Raw genomic sequence first — 23,776 nt, 5'->3', positions numbered from 1 at the left:
ATTATGAGTGTTTTTCGTCGCATGAGGGATATTACAGTAGCTAATCTAAATGAACGTCTAGAGCAAAGTCAAGATCCTGTGAAGCTAATTGATCAATTTCTACATTCAACTCGCGAGGAAATCAGTGAAGCTGAAAGATTGTATCAGCAATACGCTTCCCATACGAAGCAATTGCAACAGCAAGTGAACCAAGCGACTGCCATGAGAAACAAACGTGAGGAACAGGCGTTACTCGCATTAAAAGCAGGAGAAGATCATCTTGCAAAGCTGGCTTTGCAAGAAAAGATCATTCACGAGGAAAAGTTGGAGCAGTACAGCGGGCTATTTGAACAAAGTAAGCAATCCTTGTTTGTACTTGAAGGACAGCTGAATGAGCTGAAAATAGAGTATCAGACAGTTTATAGCAAACGTCAGTATTACGCAGCCCGGATGGAGTCGCTGAGACTGCAGCAACGGATGAATCAAAGAGCAAGTGCTTATGGTAACGGTGGTGATGTTCCCAAAATGTTCGGACGTCTGGAAGATCGGATGTCAGATTGGGAATTAGAAGCGAAGAGCCTGCGCGATGTACGTCGCATGGGACAGGAATATGCGGTGCAAGCAGGTGAGACTGTAGCTACCGTACTCGAAAGAGAAATGGCACGCTTAAAGGAGAAACTGAACAATGGTGGAAAGGAGTAGCGCTATGAGTCGATTATATCGTTCAACAAGAGATAAAGTGATGACGGGTCTTGCAGGTGGATTATCTGAGACACTCGGTATTGATTCCACGCTATTCCGGATTCTGTTACTGGTCAGCATTCCGTTTACAGGAGGTGCCGTGATTCCAGTGTACTTCATCGCTGCGCTGGTCATTCCGAAGGAGCCTACGCATTATAATCCTTTCGGACCAGGCCCTGGTGCACCGGGTGGCCCATTCGATGGTCCTTACTCAGGTAGACCAGAACATGGACACGGACCGCAGGCTAACGGCGGACATGGACCTTACGGACGCCAACCTAACTACAATCCTAATTTTGAAAAGAACAACGCTTATTCAGCTCCGGATTCCGGTTTGGATGCGATGATGAAGGATATCGAGAAGAAGGCTCTGCAAAAAGAAGTAGAAGAACTCAAACAAAAACTGTCTAAATATGAGAAAGGGGAATTGTAAATCATGGGAGTATTTCAAAGAATTAAAGATATGACTAAGGCGTCGGTAAATGACTTGTTGGATAAGGTAGAGGACCCAATCGTAATGCTTAACCAATATCTGCGCGATATGGAGGCTGAAATTCACGAAGCGGAAGTTACAGTTGCCAAGCAAATGGCGAACGAACGTCGCATGAAGCAACGCGTGGAAGAAGCAGCAAAAATGTCCGCACAACGTGGAGCACAAGCTGAATTGGCATTGAAAAACGGCCAAGAAGAAGTGACTCGCAAGCTGTTGGAAGAAAAAATCTACTTCGATCAAAAACAAGCGGAATACAGCGATCTTCATGCTCAGGCTGAAGTGCAAGCGAAGGAATTGGTTGGACAGCTGCATGATATGAAGGATGAATTCTACAAGCTGCGCAACAAGCGTAACGAGCTCGTATCCCGCGCTCAAATGGCTAAGGCGAAGAAACAAATGACACAAATCAGTAGCGTGCATTCCATCGAAAGTGGCAGTGCGTCACTCGGATTCCACCGGATGGAAGAGAAGATTATGCAGCTTGAAGCAGAAGCAGATGTAATGCGTGCACCTTACAGCCCATCCGCTGCCTACACTAAACCAGTCGATGTTGAGAAGCAACTGAAAGTGGATGAGCAACTGGCTGCATTAAGAAGCAAGCTGAATGATACACCGGCTGCTCCTTCTTTAAACAAAAAAGAAGATTAAATCCTGTTCCTAAAACTTAAGCAGATATGATATGCTGGACAAGAAGAAGCCATACGGTATGGATCTCCATACCGATATGGCTTTTGTAGCGGCTGGCTATAATATATCTTGTAGGAGGTGCGAAATGGATAAACGAAACCGTTTGATTGCCATCGGACTGATCGGTGTTGGCTGCATGATGATTTTTGGTAGATGGCTCGGCTTTTTCTCCATTGTCGCGCTTCTATTCCTGTTCCTAGGAGTCTACCGCACGACGTCAGGCAAAGTGAAGCAGGGTTATAAGCTGCTCGGGATTGGCGCTATATTGCTTTTGCTGGATCATTTGGTGCTGGTACTGGGGATTTGCTTGATTTCTTTAGGGATGTTTTTTACTAAATCCAAAAGAGTTCAGCGTAAGGAAGGGTTCATGCAGAAGCAGAACTTTTCGTCTAGATTTGACTGGGATCGCTCACCCTGGGTGATGCATAGCCTCAGCTCATGGCATATCCTTGGAGAGGCCGATCTTGATCTTTCACTGGCTATGGCGGAGCAAAAAGAAACGGTGATGCTGTTTCAAGGTATCTTTGGGGATATGGACATTCAATTGTCAGATGATTACGGGATAGAAATCGAAGCCTTTGTGCTTTTTGGATCGATTGAATTTGGTAACCAGCGGGACACAGGTATGCTAAACCGTCTGAACTGGAAATCCCCTAACTATGAGAGCAGTGAGTATAAGGTAAAGTTTAGTGTGTCTTATTTGATGGGAGATTTGGATGTGCGATTATCCTGATTAGTTTGATACTGAAGGGAGGGTCCCCGTATGGAAAGAAAGAATAAAAATATGATGTCACGCAGTATGGGTGAGGGGGCTCTGTTCTCTTTTGTCATGCTGCTAGTGATATTGTACACCATGTATACATATGGCTATTTGAAACCTTTTGAAAGCTGGACGATTGGATTACGTACGGCCTTCACTTTAATTCTGCTGCCCATGGGGTTCGGGGTTGGCTTTGGCTTCTATCAGAGCTTTCGGGTAAAGCGAAAGTTGGAACGCCTGAGAGAAACGCTCGTATTGTGGGAGAAGGGAAACTTAACGCTATCTATGCCAGACTTGGGCGATGATGAGCTGGGAAGGCTCGGGGAACAATTGGGCCGAATCAGCGGAAAATGGGAAAACCAAGTGACAACACTGCAGCGATTGTCTACAAATAACGCGAAGCTCGCGGAGCAAGCACGAGTATCTGCTATTATGGAAGAGCGGCAACGGCTTGCGCGTGAATTGCATGATGCTGTCTCTCAGCAGCTGTTCGCGATCTCTATGACCGCCACGGCTGTAGGCCGGACCCTGGAGAAGGATTTTGACAAGGCGCAACGGCAAATTGCACTGATTGAGGAAATGTCTGCTGTAGCACAATCAGAGATGAGAGCATTATTGCTGCACTTAAGACCTGTTTATTTGGAAGGTAAGGGATTAGAGCAGGGGCTACAGGAGCTGATCAAGGAGCTTAAGGTTAAAGTACCGATAGAAATCGTGTTCGAGATGGACCCTGATGTACAATTGCTAAAAGGGGTAGAGAATCACTTATTCCGTATTGTGCAGGAGGCAATCTCTAATACGCTTCGTCATGCGAAAGCAGAAAAGATGGAAATTAGGCTGCATCGTCGAGGAGATACGGTTCGGTTGACGCTCCGTGATGATGGGATTGGTTTTGAAATGGATGATAGTAAACAAACTTCCTACGGTTTGTCGAATATGCAGGAGCGGATGAATGAAATCGGAGGTTCCATTCAGTTTATTACCGCTCCGGGTAAAGGAATGCGGATTGAAATTACCGTTCCGTTAGTCAATGAATAATAGGAGGAAAGAGTGACCATGGAGATGGAGGAAGCCATTAAGGTATTGCTTGTAGATGATCATGAAATGGTACGGATTGGACTAGCTGCTGTTCTAGGTACTGAAGACGGAATAGAAGTCGTAGGGGAAGCTGGAAGTGGGGAAGAAGGTATCCGCCTGGCACAAGAGTACAATCCGGATGTAGTCCTGATGGATCTTGTCATGGATGGGATGGATGGAATTGAAACGACCAAACAGCTAATGAAGCAGTATCCCGAAATCAAAGTTATTGTGTTGACAAGCTATCTGGATGATGAAAAAATGTATCCGGTGATTGAAGCAGGTGCATTCAGTTATTTACTAAAGACCTCACGAGCTACTGAAGTGGCAGATGCCATACGTGCCGCGGCAAGAGGCCAGTCTGTACTGGAGTCACAGGTCGCCTCTAAAATGATGAATCGTTTTCGAAACAATGCAAAGGGTGAATCTCCTGCTTATAAAGAGCTTACAGAGCGCGAGATGGAAGTATTACGTCTGCTGGCGCAAGGTAAATCGAATCAGGATATCGCGGACCAACTAATTATTGGGATCAAGACTGTGAAATTTCATGTAACGAATATTCTCGCGAAGCTGGGTGTGGAAGACCGAACCCAAGCAGCTATTTATGCATATAAAAATGGACTAGCTGAATAGAAACCAAAGGCTGAAGCCTCTTGCTTCAGTCTTTTTTTAATGCATAAGTTTAGAATCTCCTAATTCGTACATACTGTCTAGTAGATTGCTAGAGAGGTTCGAAAGGGAGAATAAATTATGCTGAAGGCTATGTTGAACAACGGAACAAAAAAAGGGACTCTTTTTATATTATTATTCCTGTGCTGCATTGTAGCTTTACTGGTAAACCTTCAAAGCGCTAAAGCAAAATCAATCGATCAAGACGAAGCTGTTTCACATACATCAGTAACATCGGAACTGAATGCTTCACTGATGAGTTTAATAGATCTCGGGACGAAAACAACGGTATCTGGTTCACCACTACATATCGTCTTAAAATGGCAAGGGGCAATCAGCGGTTACAATGATCCTTCTGTTGAAGTGGCTAAGCTTAGCGCCCGCCTTGGATTGACAGTACCGTCAGGAAATGATGAAGATGGGCATATGACCTATCGTTCAGCAGCGGTAAAACCATATGGATCACGTCTCTCCTTATTTTGGAGCGAGCTTGGAGAAGGAAATAGTTATGTTATTGTGACGTTAGATACTGCTGATTTAAAGGATAAGGTTAGCTTTCAGGGGGCTGCCGATGAAGTTAGTACAATCCTAGAACAGAGTAACATCAAGGCAGAATGGAATGTATCCCTTCAAGGAATAGCTGAAAACCAGGGGGGACCTGAAGGTGTATTGTCGCAAACCGAAGGGTTACTTAAAGAGCAGTTTAAAACTGTGAGTGAGAAAGAGAGCTATAAGGATGTAGCAACAGTCAGCCGTACGTATTCGGTTCCTGATTTGAAACGCTCGGTAGTCAGCGGGAACCATTCGGTTTCAGCGCAAATCGCAGTGCATCAGGAAGATCAAAATGGGACGAATCGCCTAACCATTGGCTTACCATTAATCACCATCGAATACTGACAAATTCCTTTTTTATAAGCAAAGATATAATTAGTAATAAGAAATTTTAATTGAAATTCTCGAAATCCCGAGAGTATTTGTCAGGAATCTGATAGCATCCTTTTTAGGAATATGCTAAAATGACATAACGTCGTTTACTCGACGCTGAGAATGTCAATAAACTATATTACATACAGAAAGATGAGGAGCCATGGCTGAAAATCAAACCCTTGATGCACTGCACACACCCGGTGCTGTCTTTTTTATCTTTGGGGCAACCGGAGATTTAGCCCGGCGTAAGCTTTTCCCGGCGATTTACAGCTTGTACCGTGAAGGTAAGCTGGCACATGATTTTGCGGTAATTGGCGTGGCGCGGCGCCCGCGTACTCAGGAAGAATTTAGAAGTGATGTGAAGGAATCCATCCTTGAATTCTGCCGTTATAAAGCGGGAGAAGAGAACGAATGGAATGAGTTTGTACAGCATTTTGAATACAAATCTCTGGACATCAACGATATTGATGGCTTCCGTGAATTAAGAGCTCAAACAGAAGCTCTTGAAGAGAAGTTCAGAATTCCGGGCAATCGGATGTTCTATCTTGCGTTGGCACCTGAATTGTTCGGCAGTGTCTCGTTCAACCTTAAGGCTGGCGGCATGCTGGATAGCACAGGTTGGAATCGCCTCGTCATCGAGAAGCCTTTTGGATATAATCTGGAGTCAGCTGAGCAGCTGAACGAGCAGATCCGTGAGGTATTCAAGGAAGAGGAGATCTACCGGATCGATCATTATCTTGGTAAAGAAATGGTTCAGAATATCGAAGTCATTCGTTTTGCCAACGCTTTTTTCGAACCGCTTTGGAATAATAAGCACATTGCCAATATTCAAATTACACTTGGCGAAACCGTAGGTGTTGAAGAGCGTGGTGGTTATTATGACCATGCTGGAGCGTTACGGGATATGGGCCAGAATCATATATTGCAACTGCTGACTATGATCGCAATGGAACCACCAAGCCGTCTGCTTGCAGAAGATATTCGTGACGAGAAGGTGAAGGTACTTCGTTCCCTTCGTCCTTATGGTACATCTGACGAGGTTCGTGAGAACGTCGTGAGAGCACAGTATATTCAAGGCTTGCATGGTGGAAAGCCCCTTCCTGCTTATCGTCAGGAAGATAAGGTTGATCCTGAATCGAGTACTGAGACGTATTTTGCTGCCCGTGTGTTTGTAGATAACTTCCGCTGGGCTGGAGTTCCTTTCTATATTCGTACAGGTAAACGTCTACCGGTGAAGACAACGGAAGTGGTAGTTGAGTTCAAGGGAATGCCAACCAATGTTTATTTGGGACAAAAGCATACGCTGGAGCCTAACCTGCTTGTTATCCGTGTGAACCCAATGGAAGGCATTTATGTAAAGATTAATGCCAAGAAGCCGGGTTCCGAGTCTGAAATTCAACCACTAGCTATGGACTTCTGTCAGAGCTGCTTGGTTGGAATCAATTCCCCGGAAGCTTACGAGCGCTTGCTTCATGACGCGGCACGTGGAGATTCCACTTATTTCACTCGTTGGGATGAGGTATCGTCGGCATGGTCGTTCGTGGATCGTATTGCGAAGGCTTGGAAGGAAGAGTCGCGTGATTTATCTTCTTATCCTGCTGGCACTTGGGGTCCGGTTGAAGCGGATCAATTGCTTGCTCAGGATGGCTTCCATTGGTGGCCGGTAAACGGTCAAGAAGAAGATAATGTAGTATGGCTGAAGAATAACTAAACTTTGCGTTAATGCTATCTCCCTGCAGAGGATGCAGGGAGATTTTTTGTAATGCTGAGATTAGAAAACACTCAGCCTCCCAAGGCCACTCTGGCTCCAAATGCCGCTCGGGCGACAGGAGCATTTTTCAAATAGCTGCACTTTGTACAATTAAAATCACATATTGGGTGGAAATTAGTCTTTTAAGTGTATTCTCTGCAACTATTTTCTCCGCATAAGGCCTAAAAGCTAGCACATTGAATTTTTAATTGCATCAAATACAACTAAAGGCGATTGGAAATGCTAATACTTCTTATAAGTGTAGGAAATACAACTATTTTACTACTGCGGAGAAATGTGAAACGAATTCAAGGGAGGGGCCTGTATTCAACAGGTAGGCATGGGGAGCCCTGTTTCCAATTAACACACACCTCTTTGGGACGGACCGAGCGGACCTTAACCTCTGAAATGCATGTTTTAGTCGAGCTTACGGACAAATGTATGCGAAAAACCGAATACAATGTGCCGCCAGTAACGTAAACGAGCCGATTGTATGCGAAAAACCGAATACAATGTGCCGCCAGTAACGTAACCGAGCCGATTGTATGCGAAAAACCGAATACAATGTGCCTCAGGTAACGTAACCGAGCCAAATGTATGCGAAAAACCGAATACAATGTACCTCCGGTAACGTAAACGAGCCAAATGTATGCGGAAAACCGAATACAATGTGCCGCCAGTAACGTAACCGAGCCGATTGTATGCGAAAAACCGAATACATTGTGCCTACGGTAACGTAAACGAGCCGATTGTATGCGAAAAACCGAATACAATGTGCCGCCAGTAACGTAACCGAGCCGATTGTATGCGAAAAACCGAATACAATGTGCCGCCAGTAACGTAAACGAGCCGATTGTATGCGAAAAACCGAATACATTGTGCCTACGGTAACGTAACCGAGCCAATGTATGCGAAAAACCGAATACAATGTGCCTCCGGTAACGTAATCGAGCCAATGTATGCGAAAAACCAAATACAATGTGCCTCCAGTAACGTAAACGAACCAAATGTATGCGAAAAACCGAATACAATGTGCCTCCGGTAACGTAATCGAACTAGCGCTGTTATCCGCCCTGAATCACCCAGGAAAGGCTTGTTATTAGGGAATAAGTGCAATACGATTCGTCCCTAATATATGTGCTCATTTCATCGAAATAAAGATCCGTACGGTCCGTAGCGGAACCTCACTACGAAGGTGCATATGGATACGAGTATGGAACGGATGTACTCAGCTTGTAACTCTAGTTCCAAGGACGCCGTCAGGCGTTTTTCTTGTTGAGCTATGGGAACTGGTGAACAGGATATAGACTTGATTTGGGAGATATTTTGCTGCAAAAGCTTTTTAGTAGATAATATCTGCCGGATTTTGATATACTTTAGGGGATGCTTTCACTTGAAGCGGACTGGAGCTAGACCTAAGATAGCTATTCATTCAGAAATGAAGGGGTATGAACAATGAGCAGAGCACCGATTTGAAGATAACCCCAGTGTAATTGAAGCAGAAGCAGGAATTTTATATATGAAGGGATATGTGTAATGAACAAAGCAATAGATCAGAAGCTGCAAAAGGAAGTGGACAGACGCAGAACCTTTGCGATCATTTCCCACCCGGATGCGGGTAAAACAACTTTAACGGAAAAACTACTGTTATTCGGTGGCGCTATCCGTCTGGCGGGAACGGTTAAGGCCCGTAAGGCGAACAAGCATGCAACGAGTGACTGGATGGAAATTGAAAAGCAACGGGGGATTTCTGTTACTTCCTCTGTGATGCAGTTTGATTATTTGAATCACCGCGTGAATATTTTGGATACACCGGGTCACCAAGACTTTAGTGAGGACACCTACCGTACACTAACAGCAGCGGATAGTGCGGTCATGCTTATCGACGTGGCAAAAGGGGTGGAAACCCAAACGACCAAGCTGTTTCAGGTATGTGCTAAACGTGGGATTCCAATCTTTACTTTTATCAATAAGCTGGACCGTGAAGGACGCAGTCCGTTTGATCTAATGGAAGAGCTGGAGCAGGTACTGGGCATTCGCTCTGTGCCTATGAACTGGCCGATTGGCAGTGGACGTGAATTGTGCGGCGTATATGACCGGATGAAGAATCAGGTGGAGCTGTTCCAAGGTGACGATCACTCCGTAATCAAGGTGCAAAAGGTTGACGGATATCGTGATCCAATCATTCGTGAAATGGCGGGAGAATATCTGCATGATCAATTGTGTCAGGATCTGGAGCTGCTGGATGTAGCAGGCGATGCTTTTGACTATGAAAAAGTACTAAGTGGTGAACTTACACCTGTGTTCTTCGGTAGTGCGATTAACAATTTCGGCGTACAGACTTTCCTCGATAATTTCTTGGATCTGGCACCGAAGCCTGAACCACGCCGAAGCACTACAGGTTTAATAGAACCTATGAATGAGAAATTCACAGGTTATGTGTTCAAAATCCAAGCCAATATGAACCCGGCTCACCGTGACCGAATTGCCTTCCTGCGTATTGTATCCGGTAAGTTCGAACGGGGGATGAGCGTGAAGCATGTACGTGCGGGTAAGGACATTAAGCTCGCCCAGCCGCAACAATTTTTGGCCCAAGACCGTGATATCGTAGAGGAAGCTTATCCGGGAGATATTATCGGGTTGTTTGACCCAGGTATTTTTAGAATTGGAGATACACTGAGCCAGGCAGGAGAATTGGAATTCGATGAGCTGCCAACATTCTCACCAGAGATTTTTGCTAAAGTGAGTATTAAAAATGCTTTGAAATCGAAGCAGTTCCAAAAGGGTGTCGATCAGCTGACTGAAGAGGGTATGATTCAAGTATTCCGCACGGTTAACTTCGATGATATTCTGCTCGGCGTAGTGGGACAGCTGCAGTTTGAGGTGTTCGAGTACCGCATGAAGGGTGAATATGGTGTCGATGTTCTGTTGCAGCGTATGCCATACCAGTTTGCACGTTGGATCGTAGATGATGCTAAACCGGATGCGAGTAAATTCCGTATTAACTCTACGCTCGTTACAGATAAGAAGGGGAATTTTGTTGTCTTGTTCGAGAACGAATATGCTATGCGGACAGCGATGGATAAGAACCCGACAGCTACGTTCCTAGAGATGGCTCCAAAAGCATTGCTATAATTAAGGATATAAGCTAGAACATCCTAAATGTTAATAAAAAACCTCCGCTTCCGACGTGCAATTGCACGCTGGAGAAGCGGAGGTTTTTGACTTATTACGTCACGTTATGATGTGATATTCCCAGGGGTAATAGTCTCCAGGTGATCATGCAGCATAGACACCAAATTATCTTGCTTAGCGGTGTCTAAGTCCTTCCATATCATTTCAAACACGGCGCCAAGTCCCGGGAGTGCTGCTTCCGGTCCGTCTACCGAGCCTTCAATCATATGCCGCAAATCTTCTTCAGATTGACCATGCACTTTATGAATAATCGCCTGGCGTAAGTCAATAGTAACCGGCATAACGTACCTCCTTTTTGAAATATAGTGATATTCACGTCGTTTTAATGTACCCTGTATAGCTGCTGGAAATTCAAGTTTTTGTTCAAATATAAGTAGTATAAGTTGACACTATACATCATTCTTATATTTTTGCGATAAACGATTGTCATCCATAAAGCACGACAATGACGTTTCTTCTTGGCTTATGATATACTGTTTGAGATATAGAAATGCTACAGGAGGTACATAAGACATGGCCAAAAAACAATATGCCATCATTGGCATGGGGCGTTTCGGATCCAGTGTTGCGAGAGCACTCAGCGGTATGGGGTTTGACGTACTTGCGATTGATGCGGACGAGCAGCGGACACAGGAGATTTCAAATATAGTTACACACGCTGTATCTGCAGATTCAACGGATGAAGAAGCGCTACGCGCACTTGGTATTCGCAATTTTGATGTGGTGGTTGTGGCTATTGGAGAGGACATCCAAGCAAGCATTCTTACCACTTTAATCCTGAAGGACCTTGGTGTACCAGCAATTATCGCAAAAGCAAAAAGTGAGCTGCACGGCAAAGTATTAGGCAAAATTGGTGCAGACAAGGTGATTTATCCTGAACGGGATATGGGAATGCGGGTTGCGCACCATTTGGCTTCGCCTAATATATTAGATTATATCGAGCTGTCGCCTGATTATAGTATTTTGGACATGAAGGTATCCGGATCGATGCTCGGGAAAAATCTACAAGAGCTCGATATCCGTGCAAAATATGGCTGTAACGTAATGGCTATTCGCCAAGGTGAAGAGATGAACATCTCCCCTCGCGCAGAGGATCGATTGATCGATGGGGATATCCTTGTAATCGTTGGGCATAAAGATAACCTGACGAAGCTGGAGATCGCGTATCAGTAGGTGAGGCGATTCTGATGATAAGCGTTATTGCGAGGAAAGTTTGGATTTCCGGACGCTGTTGTCTCCAGATTTTTTTGATTTGAAACGCCTGCTGCGGATAAAATCCGGAGACTGCTTATGCTTTCGAAGTGAGTTTTACTACGTAAAGCTTTCGGGCGAGCGCTTACGCTCCTACAGTTCCAAATTTCCTCTCCATAACGTATTCATCAGGCTTATAGGGGAGTAAAAGAGAAGAAGAACAAAGACAAAGATAAAGATAAAGATAAAGAACAAAGATATAAGAGCAAGAATAAATGGCAAGGCATAAGAAAGGAAGACTTTATGGAAATCATGTCTCCGCAAAATACGCGGGTTAAAGAGTGGGCCGGGCTGCAAGAGAAAAAGCACCGTGACAAAGCTCGTAAATATATCGTAGAAGGCGTTCATCTTGTACAGGAAGCGCTGCTGGCTGAAGCAGATGTGGAATGCCTTGCTTATGACTTAGACAAGGGAATGCCCGCTGAACTCAAAGGGCTTCTTCAGTCCGTTCAGGGCATGGATGTGATTGGCGTATCAGCGGCGATCATCTCGAAATGTAGCAGCACTAATACACCGCAGCCGGTGTTCGCCATTGTGCGGAAGGAACAGCAGGCGGTAGCGGCTATCCTAGCGAAGAAGGATAGTCTGGTGGTTGTCCTGGACGGCGTCCAGGACCCCGGTAATGTCGGCACCATCATCCGCAGCGCGGATGCTGCGGGAGCAGACGGAGTGATCCTCGGCCAAGGCTGTGCCGACCTTTATAATCCGAAGACCATCCGTTCAACGATGGGCTCAATGTTCCATCTCCCGGTGGTGGAGGGAGATTTAAGTGAGATTTTGCCACAGGCCCGGGAAAATGGGACACTGCTGGTGAGCACTTCGCTGCAGGGTGAAGAATCATGCTATGAGCACGATTTTCACGGCAGCCAGTGGCTGCTGATTGGCAGCGAGGGTAAGGGGATTTCGCCGGAAACGGCGCGTCTCGTGGACAAGAGTATCATCATTCCGATGGCGGGGCGGGCGGAATCGCTGAATGCGGCGATGGCGGCGACGATTTTGCTGTTTGAGGGAATGAGACAGCGAGAGGTTTAAGCTGTTTCTAATACAGGAACGGACGATAAAAAACTGCAAGCTCATGATTGAGTTGCAGTTTTTTTTGTCGTTTTAAGAAGCCTGCTCAAATTGGCTATTGTAAAGCTCTGCATAGAATCCGTTTCGAGCCAGCAATTCCGCGTGGCTGCCGCTTTCCAGGATATCGCCGTCCTTCAGGACCAGAATCACATCAGCGTTCTTGATCGTTGAGAGCCGGTGTGCGATAACGAAAGAGGTTCTGCCTTCCATAAGCTTATCCATCGCCTGTTGAATCAGCAACTCTGTACGGGTATCCACTGAGCTTGTAGCTTCATCAAGAATGAGCATGGGAGCATCTTTCAGCATCGCGCGAGCGATAGTCAGCTGCTGCTTTTGTCCGGCGGACAGATTAACCTTATCGTTCAGCACGGTGTTGTATCCGTCACTTAAGGATTTAATGAAGCGGTGCAGGCCAACGGACTTGCAAGCCTCTATAAGCTTCTCGTCCGTTATGTTCTGCTGATTGTAAATCAGGTTCTCTTTGATGGTACCTTCAAACAGCCAAGTATCCTGCAGGACCATACAGAACAGATCATGAATATTTTCTCTCGTCAGGCTGCTGATCGGCGTATCATCGATGTAGATTTCTCCGCCCGTCAATTCGTTGAACCGGATGAGCAGATTGACCAGCGTAGTTTTGCCTGCGCCGGTAGGACCAACGATAGCCACTTTCTGCCCAGGTTTTACATCTGTCGAGAAGTTATTGATAATCAGTTTTTCTGAAGTCTCATACGCAAATTGTACTTGATCAAATTTTACTTTACCTTTAGCAGTTGGCATTGTGTTCTCTTTGTGGCTCTCGTCTTCCATTTCCTCAGCCTCCAGAAATTCGAACACGCGTCCGCCAGCTGCAGATGCAGCTTGCAGACTTTGCGCGGCCTGGGCAATCTGGGACAACGGCTGGGTAAAGTAACGTACATACATAATGAAGGCGACGATAACCCCAAAAGAAATCGTGCCGTTCATGGCGAGTACACCACCAACGATACAGACGGCAACGAATCCTAGATTACCAATAAAGCCCATCAGGGGTGGCATCAGCCCAGAGAGGAATTGCGCTTTGAAGGCGCTGTTCTTCAGTCCCTGATTTAATTCCTGGAAGGTAGTGCGCATCTGCGCTTCGCCATTATACGCTTTAACTACATTATGTCCTGTGTACACTTCTTCGACATGACCGTTGATTTTACCTAAATACTCCTGCTGGCTAGCAAAATATTTCTGTGATTTCTTCATAATGACCACCATAAGGCCAAAGCCGATGATCGTTGCCACGATAGCGGTAAGGGTCATAATTACATTGGTCTTCAGCATCATGACGATCGAGCCGACGAACATGGCTATGGCGGTCACGACATTACCAATACTCTGATTCATCGATTGCCCGATGGTATCTACATCATTCGTTACCCGGGATAAAATATCACCTGTGGCCGATTTATTATAGTAGGAGATTGGAAGTTTGTTCATTTTATGAGCCAGATCAGTTCTTAATTTCTTCGAGACCTTCTGGGTAATAATCGACATGATCAAGCCTTGCGAGAGTGACAACAACGCACCGACGCCGTAAATTACGACGAGGGTAATGCCAATGGTAGTAATGCCGTCCATATCGATGCTGCCGGCAAGACCAGCTGTAATTTTGTCGGTGATCTCGGAGAGTTTGTCCGGACCGAATAACGTGAGCACCGTTCCAACTGCCGCGCAGATTAGCGCAATCACAATAACCGGGACATATTTACGGCAGTAGCGGAGCAGCTTGATCCATGTATTCTGGCCTTTATTTTTGGTTTTCATTATGCAAGCTCCTCCTTCGTAAGCTGAGAATAAGCAATTTCCTGATAGATGTCGCAGGACTGCATTAGTTCGTCATGGGTTCCCATACCTGCGATTCGTCCGGCTTCCAGCACAATGATCTTGTCGGCATCTTTAATTGTACCAATACGCTGTGCAACGATCAGCATCGTTGAATCATTCGCGTCTTTCTTAAGTTCACTGCGCAGTTTGCGGTCAGTCTTATAGTCAAGCGCGGAGAAAGAATCGTCAAAGATTAATATTTCTGGACGCCGGGCAATCGCTCTGGCAATCGATAGCCGCTGTTTTTGCCCGCCAGACAGATTCGTTCCGCCTTGGGCGATATGGGCATCATAGTTCCCCTCTAGCTTTTCTACAAATTCAGAGGATTGGGAAGTGTACACTGCATCTACAATATCTGAACTGAGGACCTGACCGGATCCGTTCTCACCAAATGCAATATTGGAGGACACTGTTCCGCCAAATAGAACAGCCTTCTGAGAGACATAGCCCATTTTATTCCGCAGCGCTTGCTGGTCGTATTCTCTGACATTGATACCATTTACCAGCACTTCGCCTTCTGTAGCATCATAGAAACGGGGAATGAGGTTAACAAGTGTACTTTTCCCGCAGCCTGTAGATCCGATAAAAGCAACCGTCTCCCCCTGCTTCGCCGTGAAGCTGATGTTCTCCAACACATATTCCTCTGCATCTGGATATTTGAAGCTAACCCCCTTGAATTCAATTTCATCTTCTCGCTTCACAGGGAATTGAGTTACTGATCCATTCTTCAAGCTAGGTACTGTTTCTAGCACTTCATTGATACGTTTAGCCGATACTTGAGCACGGGGCAGTAGAATAAAGATCATAATCAGCATCATAAAGGCCATAACCACTTGCATGGCATAAGATGAGAATACGATCATATCTGAGAACAAGCCCATCTTGGCGGTACCCTCGGCTGCTTGAATGAGCACTGCACCCACCCAATAGATGGAGAGACTGAGTCCACTCATAATCAAAGTAATACTTGGCATCAATAGGGTCATTACATTGTTGGTAAATAGGTTGGTGCTGGTAAGCTCGTTGTTGGCTACAGCGAACTTCTGTTCTTGATATTCCTCGGCATTATACGCCCGGATGACACGAAGACCGTTAAGATTCTCTCTGGATACACGATTTAGATTATCTGTAAGCAGCTGCAGCTTTTTAAATTTAGGCAGGACGAGCACGATACAGACTGCGACAATAACTACTAGCAATGCGACCGCAGCACCTGTCGTAAGAGTCCACTCCCAGCTTTTACCCGAAATCTTGAGTATCGCCCAGACTGCGAGGATTGGTGCTTTCACGAGTAGCTGTAAGCCGATCACAATCAGCATTTGTACTTGCGTGATGTCATTCGTGGATCGGGTAATTAGACTGGCTGTTGAGAAGTTGCTGATCTCCTCCATGGAGAAGGACTGCACCTTATCGAACAAATTGGAACGCAGTCTTGCAGACAAGTCGGCCGCTATTCTCGCAGCAATGCCCGCTACAACAACCGAGGTCGCCAGACTGCCAAGAGCACAGAGTAGCATCCAGCCTCCTGCGACAAGAATTTCATTCATTTCGCTTCCTGGTGTCTGGATCAGCCGGGTAATATCACTCATGTAGTCAGGCAGTTCTAAATCCAGCCAGACTTGAGCGATGATGAACATAAGGCTGATTCCGAATAAGAACCATTCTTTGGGTTCCAGATTCTTGAGTAATTTCAACATAAGAATGACTCCTTTGTATTAATGATGCTCTGATTGTAAAGGAGAATAATAAACTGAAAGTTAACTTTTGCTGAAAAAAAATGAAAAGCCCTGAAAGAACCCAACGGTTCTATCAAGGCTTAGATGAGGCAGGGAGTAGCATCGTAAAGGTTGTTCCCTGCAGCGGAACACTGTCGCAGGTGACGGTTCCGCCGTGCAGTTCAATGATTTTTCGGACTATCGTAAGCCCCAGGCCATTGCCGGCAGAAGAGTGAGAGGTATCTTGCTGATAGAACTTGTCAAAGACTTTTGGAAGTGCACTTGGACTGATGCCTACTCCATTATCACGGAATGTAATTTCGACCTGATCTTTCAACCGCCTCATGGTCACTTCGATTTCGCCGTGCTCTGGAGTAAATTTAATCGCATTGTCCAATAAATTCAGCCAGATCTGGTTCAGCATCTCTTTATTTCCGGGTACCATATAGTCCTGCACGTTGGCTTTAAAGGATATATGTTTTTTCGTAAGGTTAGTATGCTGCAGCAGGACGCATTGGCGAATTTGTTCTCCAACATTGAAGGGCTGCCGGTCGCTTAATATCGCCTGTGCCTCTACTTTGGAGAGGTTCAGGACATTGGAGGCCAGAGCGGCCAAACGGGTAGATTCCTCGATAACAATATCTAGGTATTCATTTCGTTCATCCTTGCTCAGCTCATCATCCTTCAGGATTTCAGCGAACCCTTTAATCGACACAATCGGAGTACGGAATTCATGGGAGAAATTGTTTACAAAGTCTGTACGCAGAATTTCAATACCACCTAGTTCCTCAGCCATCCGGTTAATATTCTCGGAGAGAATTTTGAATTCTGGAGGGTGCTTGAGCTGCAGCCGCATAGAGAAGTCCCCTCCGGCCAACTGGTCGATCGCATCAATAAATGTGCGGATTGATTTCAGCATCCTGCGACTGGTAATTACCGATGTGACGGTACCGATAATGGTGCAGGCAATCAATATAATCAAGGTTAGGATTTTTTTGTCCTGGAGAATCCGTTCATCCAGCAGGCCAAAGACTAAGGACAGATAGGTTAGGATTCCGGTGATTAGCACTGTAATAAGGAAAATAATAAATACAGCAAGCGAGAAGTAGATCGGCAGGCTGATTTTGTTGCTTAGCTTTTTAATCATGTTCTCACCGCCTTGTATCCGAGACCGCGGACGGACACAAGTTCGAACTCCGGATAGTTCTCAAACCGTTTCCGCAAGCGGTTGATATGCACATTAACCGTAGTGTCTGTAGTTTCGCTGTCCATCCCCCAGATTTCGTCCATCAACTGGATTCGAGTGAAAATGCGCTCTGGATAGGATAGAAGCTTATAGAGGAGATGGAACTCCTTCTGAGGAAGTGTCTGTTTTTCATTGTCTCGAATTACTGTTAACGCATCGAAATCAAGAATGACTTTACCAACAATAAGCTTCCGGGCGCTTACAATCTGCGAGCGGCGCAGAAGGGCTTGTATTCTCAACAGCATTTCCTCTATATCTACAGGCTTGGTCATATAATCATCAGTTCCGAGACGGAATCCTTTTTTCTTATCTTCTGGAAGCTGTTTGGCCGTTGCCATGAGGATCGGGATCATGTTGTTGGCATTCCTTAGCTCTTCGGCGAATTCGTAACCATCCATTCCAGGCATCATGATATCGAGGATAATCAGATCAATGTGCTGGACTTCAAGAACTTCCAATGCCTGAATGCCATTCTCGGCTGTTAACACTTCATAACCTTCCCGTTTCAGGACAGCGTTCATCAGCTTTCTGACATGCTTATCGTCTTCCACAACAAGGATCTTAATCATGGTTTCACTCCAATTCTTAGCTTAAGATTTCATTGCATTCTGAGAATGGGCAGACTTAGTTAGGTTGTCTCCCGTTCAATCAGTTGAAACGACAGTGGCTGCAGCTCCATGTCCAGTCCAAGCAATGCAGGAGCCAGCAAAAGAAAAGCATTCTCTGCCTGTCCCGCAATCGGATTCTGAATAGTGGTTATTCCGAGCGTCTGCGACAGCTTTGAATTGTCAAAACCAACGATGGCGAGGTCCCTTGGCACATCTAGCTTCTGCCTGCGAGCTTCGCTGAGAACACCTACCGCCACCAAATCATTGGCGCATAGAATGGCATCCGGCGGTTCTGGTTGTCCCATGAATGTCTTCACTAATTGCTCTCCGTCTTGAATTCCATAAATAGTGGTGTAATACCATTTCTCGAGGACGGGAAGATTATATTTGGACATGATTTGTTCGTAGGCTAATCTTCGGCTCTGAGTATTAATGCTGCTAGGACGGCCAAAAGCATTGGCGATACGTTTATACCCTCGTTCTATCAAATGCTCCAGAGCAAGTGCATATCCATCATATTGGTTCATGGCAACGGAAGGGATTTCAGGATGGTCCATGCGCTGCCATGACACGATCGGTCCATATTTGCAGTAGGAAGTTATGACATGTTTATCGTTAACAGCGGTCAAAATAAGCAGGGCGTCGACTCTTTTTTGTTTAAGATCTTCGAACGCTTGAAGCTCTTTTTGCTTATCTCCGCCAGTGGTATAAATAATCGTCTGATACCCGTAATGGCCGGAAATTTCGACGAAGCTGTTCATAAAGCACAGAATAAGTTCATTCAGGTCTAAGGTAATCATGCCGATTTGCTGAGTTTGGCCTTTCGATAAAGAAATAGCATTCCGATTGGGAACATAGTCCGTCTCCTTCATGATGGCGAGAATTTTCTCTCTTGTCTCCTTGCTGACATGTGGGGAATCGTTCAGAACTCGGGATACCGTAGCTTTAGAAAAGCCTGATAGCTTAGCAATTTCGTCAAGAGTAGACATCGACTTCTCTCCTTTGCATGATTAATGCTTGACATGTAACGCGTTCCAAGAGTTAGGATTCGGATTAGAGCAGTAATCCTATACTATCACAATAGCAAAGGCGGGAAGAAACATGAACTTACAATTTCCAGAAGGATTCTTATGGGGCGGTGCTGTAGCTGCTAACCAGCTTGAAGGGGCATACCAGGAAGATGGAAAAGGCTGGTCTACCCAAGATGTTATGCCACACGGAATTAAATCTGCTCCTACAGAGGTTCCTACCGACGATAACATGAAGCTCATAGGTATCGACTTCTATCACCGCTATAAAGAAGATATTAAGCTGTTCGCAGAAATGGGCTTTAAAGTATTTCGGACATCTATTGCCTGGTCCCGAATTTTCCCGAAAGGGGACGAGCTGGAGCCGAATGAAAAAGGCCTGCAGTTCTATGATGATCTATTCGACGAGTGTCATAAATACGGTATCGAGCCGTTAGTAACGATTTCCCATTATGAGACTCCGCTGCATCTGGCACGAGAATACGATGGATGGGTTAATCGCAAAATGGTAGATTTTTACGAGCGTTATGTGCGAACGATCTTTAATCGTTACAAGGACAAGGTTAAATATTGGCTGACCTTTAACGAGATCAATTCCATTCTAGAGTTCCCATTTATGAGCGGTGGGATCAACACGCCATTGGAACAATTGAGCAAGCAGGATTTGTATCAGGCGATTCATCATGAGTTCGTAGCAAGCGCTTTGGCTGTGAAGATCGGCCATGAGATCAATCCTGATTTTAAAATAGGATGTATGGTGCTAAGTATGCCGATTTATCCACTCACTCCTCATCCGGATGATTTGATCCGAGCGATGCAAAGTGATCATAAAAATATGTTCTTTGCAGATGTTCATGCTAGAGGATATTACCCGGGATACATGAAGCGTTACTTCAAAGAAAACGGAATTCACATTCATTTTGAGCCAGGGGACGAAGAAATTCTCAAGCATACCGTGGATTTCATATCGTTCAGTTACTATATGAGCACTTGTGAAACGGCTGATCCAGAGAAACAGATCAGAGGGGAAGGGAACCTGTTAGGCGGGGTGCCAAATCCGTATCTGGAAGCGAGTGATTGGGGATGGCAAATCGATCCGCAGGGCTTACGTTATGTGATGAATATGTTCTATGACCGATACCAGAAGCCACTCTTTGTTGTGGAAAATGGTCTGGGTGCCGTGGATCAGCTCGTTGTAGATGGAAGCGGTGAAAAGGTGATAAACGACGACTACCGGATCAATTATTTACGAGATCATCTGGTACAGGTGGCGGAAGCGATTGCCGACGGCGTGGAAGTTATGGGGTATACAAGCTGGGGCTGCATCGACTTGGTCAGTGCAACAAGCGCCGAGCTGAAGAAACGTTATGGCTTCATTTATGTGGACCGTCATGATGATGGTTCAGGTACGCTGGAAAGATTCCGCAAGAAGTCCTTCCATTGGTACAAAGAAGTGATTGAATCTAACGGGCAGAGCCTGTTGTAATAGCGAAAGTCCTGATCGTCAAGATCCTCTTGATGATCAGGACTTTTTATTATGCAAATTATGGTTATCGTTGACATCGCTAATGGGACATGTTAATTTGTAAGTAATAAATTAATCGGATATCAGGATTGCTACTGCATAGCAGGCAAAACCTAAGTTTCATTTATGTTTACGGGAGATTTCTCTTTCGTGCATGGATGTGATTTAGGTTTTTTTTCGTTCACTGTGTTCCGTGATTAATTGATCTGATCTGTTACCGAAGGGGTGTACGAAAATGAGTTATGAGCAGCTAGGTAAAGACATTATTCAATCTGTCGGTGGGGAGAAAAATATTAATAACGTGATCCACTGTGCCACTCGACTAAGATTCACACTTAACGACGAACAAAAAGTGGATAAAGAAAATCTGGAGAAAATGAAAGGGATTATTGGAGTGGTCAGCAAAGGGGGACAATTCCAGGTTATAGTGGGTACCCATGTAGCTGATGTTTATAAAGAGATTGCTAAATCCATATCCCCTAGTAGTGACTCTGGTGAGAAAAAGGTAAAGAAACCGCTAGGGACTCTGATTTTTGATGTGATTTCTAGAAGTTTTTCACCACTGATTGGTGCCTTAGCAGGTGCGGGTATGTTGAAAGCGCTGTTAACCGTATTGACTTCGTTAAATGTTTTAGCGGCAGACGGTGAGACTTATAAAGTATTGGCTGGTGCTAGTAATGCTGTGTTCTATTTTCTGCCAATTTTCTTAGGTATTACATTATCGATGAGACTGGGTGTAAATGCTTATGTGGGTGGTAGTATCGGTGCAGCCTTGCTTGAACCTAACATTACGGGATTAGCGAGTGTTGAATCTCCACATTTTTTAGGAATTCCTTTAGTCATGTCAGACTATTCCTCAAGCGTATTTCCGATTTTTATCGCCATCTGTATATACGCTTTATTGGATAAGCAACTAAGAAAGTTTATACACAAGGATTTGCAGATGTTCTTGGTTCCAATGATATGTTTTATTGTGATTGTGCCTTTAACCCTGTTGGCTTTCGGACCCTTTGGCGTGAATGTAGGGAACTTAATTGGAGATGCTATTTTGTTCCTCAGTACAAAGAGCGGTATCGTTACGGGGGCAATAGTAGGGATCTCTTGGACGTATTTGACCGTGCTCGGATTGCACTGGGGGCTTGTACCGATTATTCTTGAGAACATTGCTAAGGGTGGAGATCCGATCTATGCAATGGCAGGCATGGCTATCTTTGCACAACTTGGTGTAGCCTTGGGGATCTTCCTGAAAACAAGAGATAAGCAGTTGAAAACATTGGCTGCTAGTACATTTTTACCAGGAGCGCTCTCAGGTGTAACTGAACCTATTATTTACGGATTGTTGACCCGTTACAAACGGACCTTTATATATGTAACCATTGCTGGCGGTATAGGTGGCGCACTTAGTGGTCTTTTCAAAGTGAAGATGGAAGTCTTCGCCTTTGTGAGTGTATTAAGTCTTCCGGCATTTTCTCCGTTAGCAGTTCAAGCGATCATCGCTGGTGTGACGATTATTTTGGCAATGGTGATTACAATGATGTTTGGTTATGAAGATAAAAAGAAAGTGAATGCTGTAGAAGAAAAAGTGAATGATGTCGCAGAAAAGACGAATACTGACAAGAGCGAGGTTATTCTCCCTCACGCTGTGCAGAGTTCAACCGTTGTCAGCCCTCTAGCTGGTAACGTAATTCCTTTAGCCTCCGTTGATGATGCAGCTTTTGCCTCTGAAGCAATGGGTAAGGGCATGGCCATCGAACCTACCGAAGGTAAGCTCTACTCACCGGTTAGTGGGGTGGTTTCTACCATTTTTAGAACAGGTCACTGTATTGCCGTAGTATCAGATGAGGGCGTTGAAGTCCTGATCCATATCGGTATAGAAACTGTGAAATTAAAAGGTAAATATTTTGATGTGAAAGTTGAAGAGGGAGCAACCGTCAAACAGGGTGAACTCTTGATTGAATTTGATCTTGAACAAATAAAAAATGAAGGTTATCAATGTACAACACCGATCATTATCACCAATACTGCTAATTTTAGTGATGTGATTGGTACCAAAAAAACGGCTATCACACCGGGTGTGGATTTGATGACTGTTGTAGTTTGATCTTTTGTCGAACATTATAACAACAGACTAGCTACGCAAAATGGAAAGGATTGCAAGGAGCTGTAATATGCGGATTGAGAAAGTGTTGAACAACAATGTTGTTACTGTCATAGATGATCACAATGTTGAATTGGTAATCATGGGGAGAGGACTTGCCTTTAAGAAAAAGCGAGGAGACTTCTTAGCGGAAGAGAAAATTGAAAAGATATTTACTTTAAACAATCAAAAGCTTTCAGATAAGCTAAAAACGCTGCTTTCCGAGATTCCAATTGAGCATATGGAGTTATCAGAAGAGATCATCAACTTTGCCAAGCTACAACTCGGTAAAATGCTGGACGATAGTATTTATGTTAGTCTGACCGATCATATCAGTTTTGCCTTGGAGCGCTTCTCAAAAGGGCTGAAGATTAAAAACGCTATGCTTTGGGAAATTAAAAGGTTCTACAAGGAAGAATACGAGGTTGGGAAGGCTGCGCTGCAAATTATTCATTCCAAGTTCGGTATTAGGCTACCTGAGGATGAGGCAGGACATATTGCTCTCCATCTGGTAAATGCTGAATTAAACGAAGAAATGCCCAATATGGTAAATATTACGAAGATTATGAACGACATCTTAAATATCGTGAAGCATCATTTCAGGCTAGAATATGATGAAGAATCCCTTGCCTATTACCGCTTTATTACTCATTTGAAATTTTTCGCGCAACGCCTCATTAATGGTACTCCACCGCCTGATAATGAGAATGGCTTATTTAATTTGGTGAAGGAGCAATATAAGGAAGCTTTTGCAAGTGTTGAGAAAATTAAAATCTATATCTACAAAACCTACAACCGTGAATTAACAAATGATGAAATGCTGTATCTCACCATTCACGTTGAAAGAATCACCAATCAGATCATGGAGTAGGGAGAGTCCTAACAAATCAAGGAGGCCTTGATTTGTTAGGACTTCTTTTTTTTAGGGGCAAGGCGCTGTATATTAAATTTTAACTTTGACTTTCGCTAAAAACACGTATAAGATAACTAGTATGATTTTCTATGATAATCATTATCAATAGATTGATAACAATTATCATAGAATCAACTTCGATCGTTAAAA

General features: G+C 44.6%; 20 protein-coding genes. 14 read left to right on the top strand and 6 right to left on the bottom strand.

The features are described 5' to 3' along the window. Positions 1-3 precede the first annotated feature (3 nt). The 9 genes from ACN6KS_RS26035 (at position 4) to ACN6KS_RS25995 (ending at position 10,218) form a co-directional block, all read left to right on the top strand. The gene (locus ACN6KS_RS26035; protein WP_440960797.1) at positions 4-681 is read left to right on the top strand and encodes a PspA/IM30 family protein; all 678 of its coding nucleotides are present in this window, start codon (positions 4-6) and stop codon (positions 679-681) included. 4 nt (positions 682-685) lie between these two features. Further along, complete coding sequence (locus ACN6KS_RS26030) at positions 686-1,153, top strand: PspC domain-containing protein (RefSeq protein WP_094874752.1); 468 nt, start codon at positions 686-688, stop codon at positions 1,151-1,153. 3 nt (positions 1,154-1,156) lie between these two features. Further along, complete coding sequence (locus ACN6KS_RS26025; protein ID WP_094874749.1) at positions 1,157-1,861, top strand: PspA/IM30 family protein; 705 nt, start codon at positions 1,157-1,159, stop codon at positions 1,859-1,861. A 124-nt stretch (positions 1,862-1,985) separates the two neighbouring features. Further along, on the top strand, positions 1,986-2,633 hold the full coding sequence (liaF, locus tag ACN6KS_RS26020; protein WP_094874748.1) for a cell wall-active antibiotics response protein LiaF: 648 nt from the start codon (positions 1,986-1,988) through the stop codon (positions 2,631-2,633). A 30-nt stretch (positions 2,634-2,663) separates the two neighbouring features. Next, positions 2,664-3,698, top strand: a complete 1,035-nt coding sequence (locus ACN6KS_RS26015; RefSeq protein ID WP_094874747.1) for a sensor histidine kinase — start codon at positions 2,664-2,666, stop codon at positions 3,696-3,698. A gap of 18 nt (positions 3,699-3,716) precedes the next feature. Next, entirely contained in the window at positions 3,717-4,370 is a 654-nt protein-coding gene (locus ACN6KS_RS26010; protein WP_179281788.1) for a response regulator, read from the top strand. A gap of 117 nt (positions 4,371-4,487) precedes the next feature. Next, on the top strand, positions 4,488-5,303 hold the full coding sequence (locus ACN6KS_RS26005) for a YwmB family TATA-box binding protein (protein ID WP_440960796.1): 816 nt from the start codon (positions 4,488-4,490) through the stop codon (positions 5,301-5,303). A gap of 190 nt (positions 5,304-5,493) precedes the next feature. Beyond that, positions 5,494-7,044 (top strand): glucose-6-phosphate dehydrogenase, encoded by a 1,551-nt coding sequence (gene zwf / locus ACN6KS_RS26000; protein WP_094874745.1) that lies wholly within the window; start codon positions 5,494-5,496, stop codon positions 7,042-7,044. A gap of 1,575 nt (positions 7,045-8,619) precedes the next feature. Beyond that, positions 8,620-10,218, top strand: a complete 1,599-nt coding sequence (locus ACN6KS_RS25995; protein WP_094871849.1) for a peptide chain release factor 3 — start codon at positions 8,620-8,622, stop codon at positions 10,216-10,218. Positions 10,219-10,322: 104 nt separating this feature from the next. On the opposite strand, the gene ACN6KS_RS25990 is transcribed toward ACN6KS_RS25995, so the two are convergent. Then, entirely contained in the window at positions 10,323-10,559 is a 237-nt protein-coding gene (locus tag ACN6KS_RS25990) for a small acid-soluble spore protein SspI (protein WP_042130985.1), read from the bottom strand. Between the two features lie 232 nt (positions 10,560-10,791). On the opposite strand from ACN6KS_RS25990, the gene ACN6KS_RS25985 reads away from it, so the two are divergent. Together ACN6KS_RS25985 and ACN6KS_RS25980 are read left to right on the top strand one after the other, a co-directional pair. Further along, positions 10,792-11,451, top strand: a complete 660-nt coding sequence (locus tag ACN6KS_RS25985; protein WP_076285312.1) for a potassium channel family protein — start codon at positions 10,792-10,794, stop codon at positions 11,449-11,451. A 321-nt stretch (positions 11,452-11,772) separates the two neighbouring features. Then, positions 11,773-12,561 (top strand): TrmH family RNA methyltransferase, encoded by a 789-nt coding sequence (locus tag ACN6KS_RS25980; RefSeq protein WP_094871847.1) that lies wholly within the window; start codon positions 11,773-11,775, stop codon positions 12,559-12,561. A 72-nt stretch (positions 12,562-12,633) separates the two neighbouring features. Here the strand turns inward: ACN6KS_RS25980 and ACN6KS_RS25975 are convergent, their stop codons facing one another. The 5 genes from ACN6KS_RS25975 to ACN6KS_RS25955 form a co-directional block, all read right to left on the bottom strand. Next, complete coding sequence (locus tag ACN6KS_RS25975; protein WP_341135731.1) at positions 12,634-14,394, bottom strand: ABC transporter ATP-binding protein; 1,761 nt, start codon at positions 14,392-14,394, stop codon at positions 12,634-12,636. Next, entirely contained in the window at positions 14,394-16,151 is a 1,758-nt protein-coding gene (locus tag ACN6KS_RS25970; protein WP_440960795.1) for an ABC transporter ATP-binding protein, read from the bottom strand. Before ACN6KS_RS25970 ends, ACN6KS_RS25975 begins: the two co-directional genes overlap by 1 nt. 112 nt (positions 16,152-16,263) lie before the next feature. Next, a complete protein-coding gene (locus ACN6KS_RS25965; protein WP_440960794.1) occupies positions 16,264-17,316 on the bottom strand; it encodes an ATP-binding protein in 1,053 nt (350 codons plus the stop codon). After that, positions 17,313-17,984, bottom strand: coding sequence for a response regulator transcription factor (locus ACN6KS_RS25960; protein WP_341135729.1), 672 nt, complete (start codon positions 17,982-17,984; stop codon positions 17,313-17,315). The genes ACN6KS_RS25965 and ACN6KS_RS25960 overlap by 4 nt, the downstream gene beginning before the upstream one ends. Before the next feature lie 59 nt (positions 17,985-18,043). Continuing rightward, positions 18,044-19,012: a LacI family DNA-binding transcriptional regulator gene (locus ACN6KS_RS25955; protein ID WP_094877118.1), complete on the bottom strand. Its 969-nt coding sequence runs from the start codon at positions 19,010-19,012 to the stop codon at positions 18,044-18,046. A 112-nt stretch (positions 19,013-19,124) separates the two neighbouring features. Here ACN6KS_RS25955 and ACN6KS_RS25950 point away from each other — a divergent pair, with 112 nt between their 5' ends. The 3 genes from ACN6KS_RS25950 to licT all read left to right on the top strand — a co-directional run bounded on the left by ACN6KS_RS25950 (position 19,125) and on the right by licT (position 23,584). Then, a complete protein-coding gene (locus tag ACN6KS_RS25950; RefSeq protein WP_280788502.1) occupies positions 19,125-20,537 on the top strand; it encodes a glycoside hydrolase family 1 protein in 1,413 nt (470 codons plus the stop codon). Between the two features lie 274 nt (positions 20,538-20,811). Then, positions 20,812-22,677: a beta-glucoside-specific PTS transporter subunit IIABC gene (locus ACN6KS_RS25945; RefSeq protein ID WP_440960793.1), complete on the top strand. Its 1,866-nt coding sequence runs from the start codon at positions 20,812-20,814 to the stop codon at positions 22,675-22,677. Positions 22,678-22,744: 67 nt separating this feature from the next. Beyond that, positions 22,745-23,584 (top strand): BglG family transcription antiterminator LicT, encoded by an 840-nt coding sequence (licT, locus tag ACN6KS_RS25940; protein WP_440960792.1) that lies wholly within the window; start codon positions 22,745-22,747, stop codon positions 23,582-23,584. Positions 23,585-23,776 lie beyond the last annotated feature (192 nt).

Source organism: Paenibacillus nitricinens (assembly GCF_052056485.1).
Taxonomy (GTDB): Bacteria; Bacillota; Bacilli; order Paenibacillales; family Paenibacillaceae; genus Paenibacillus_AQ; species Paenibacillus_AQ nitricinens.
Note: the sequence above shows the minus strand (reverse complement) of the source record. Positions and strands in the feature narration are given on the sequence as shown.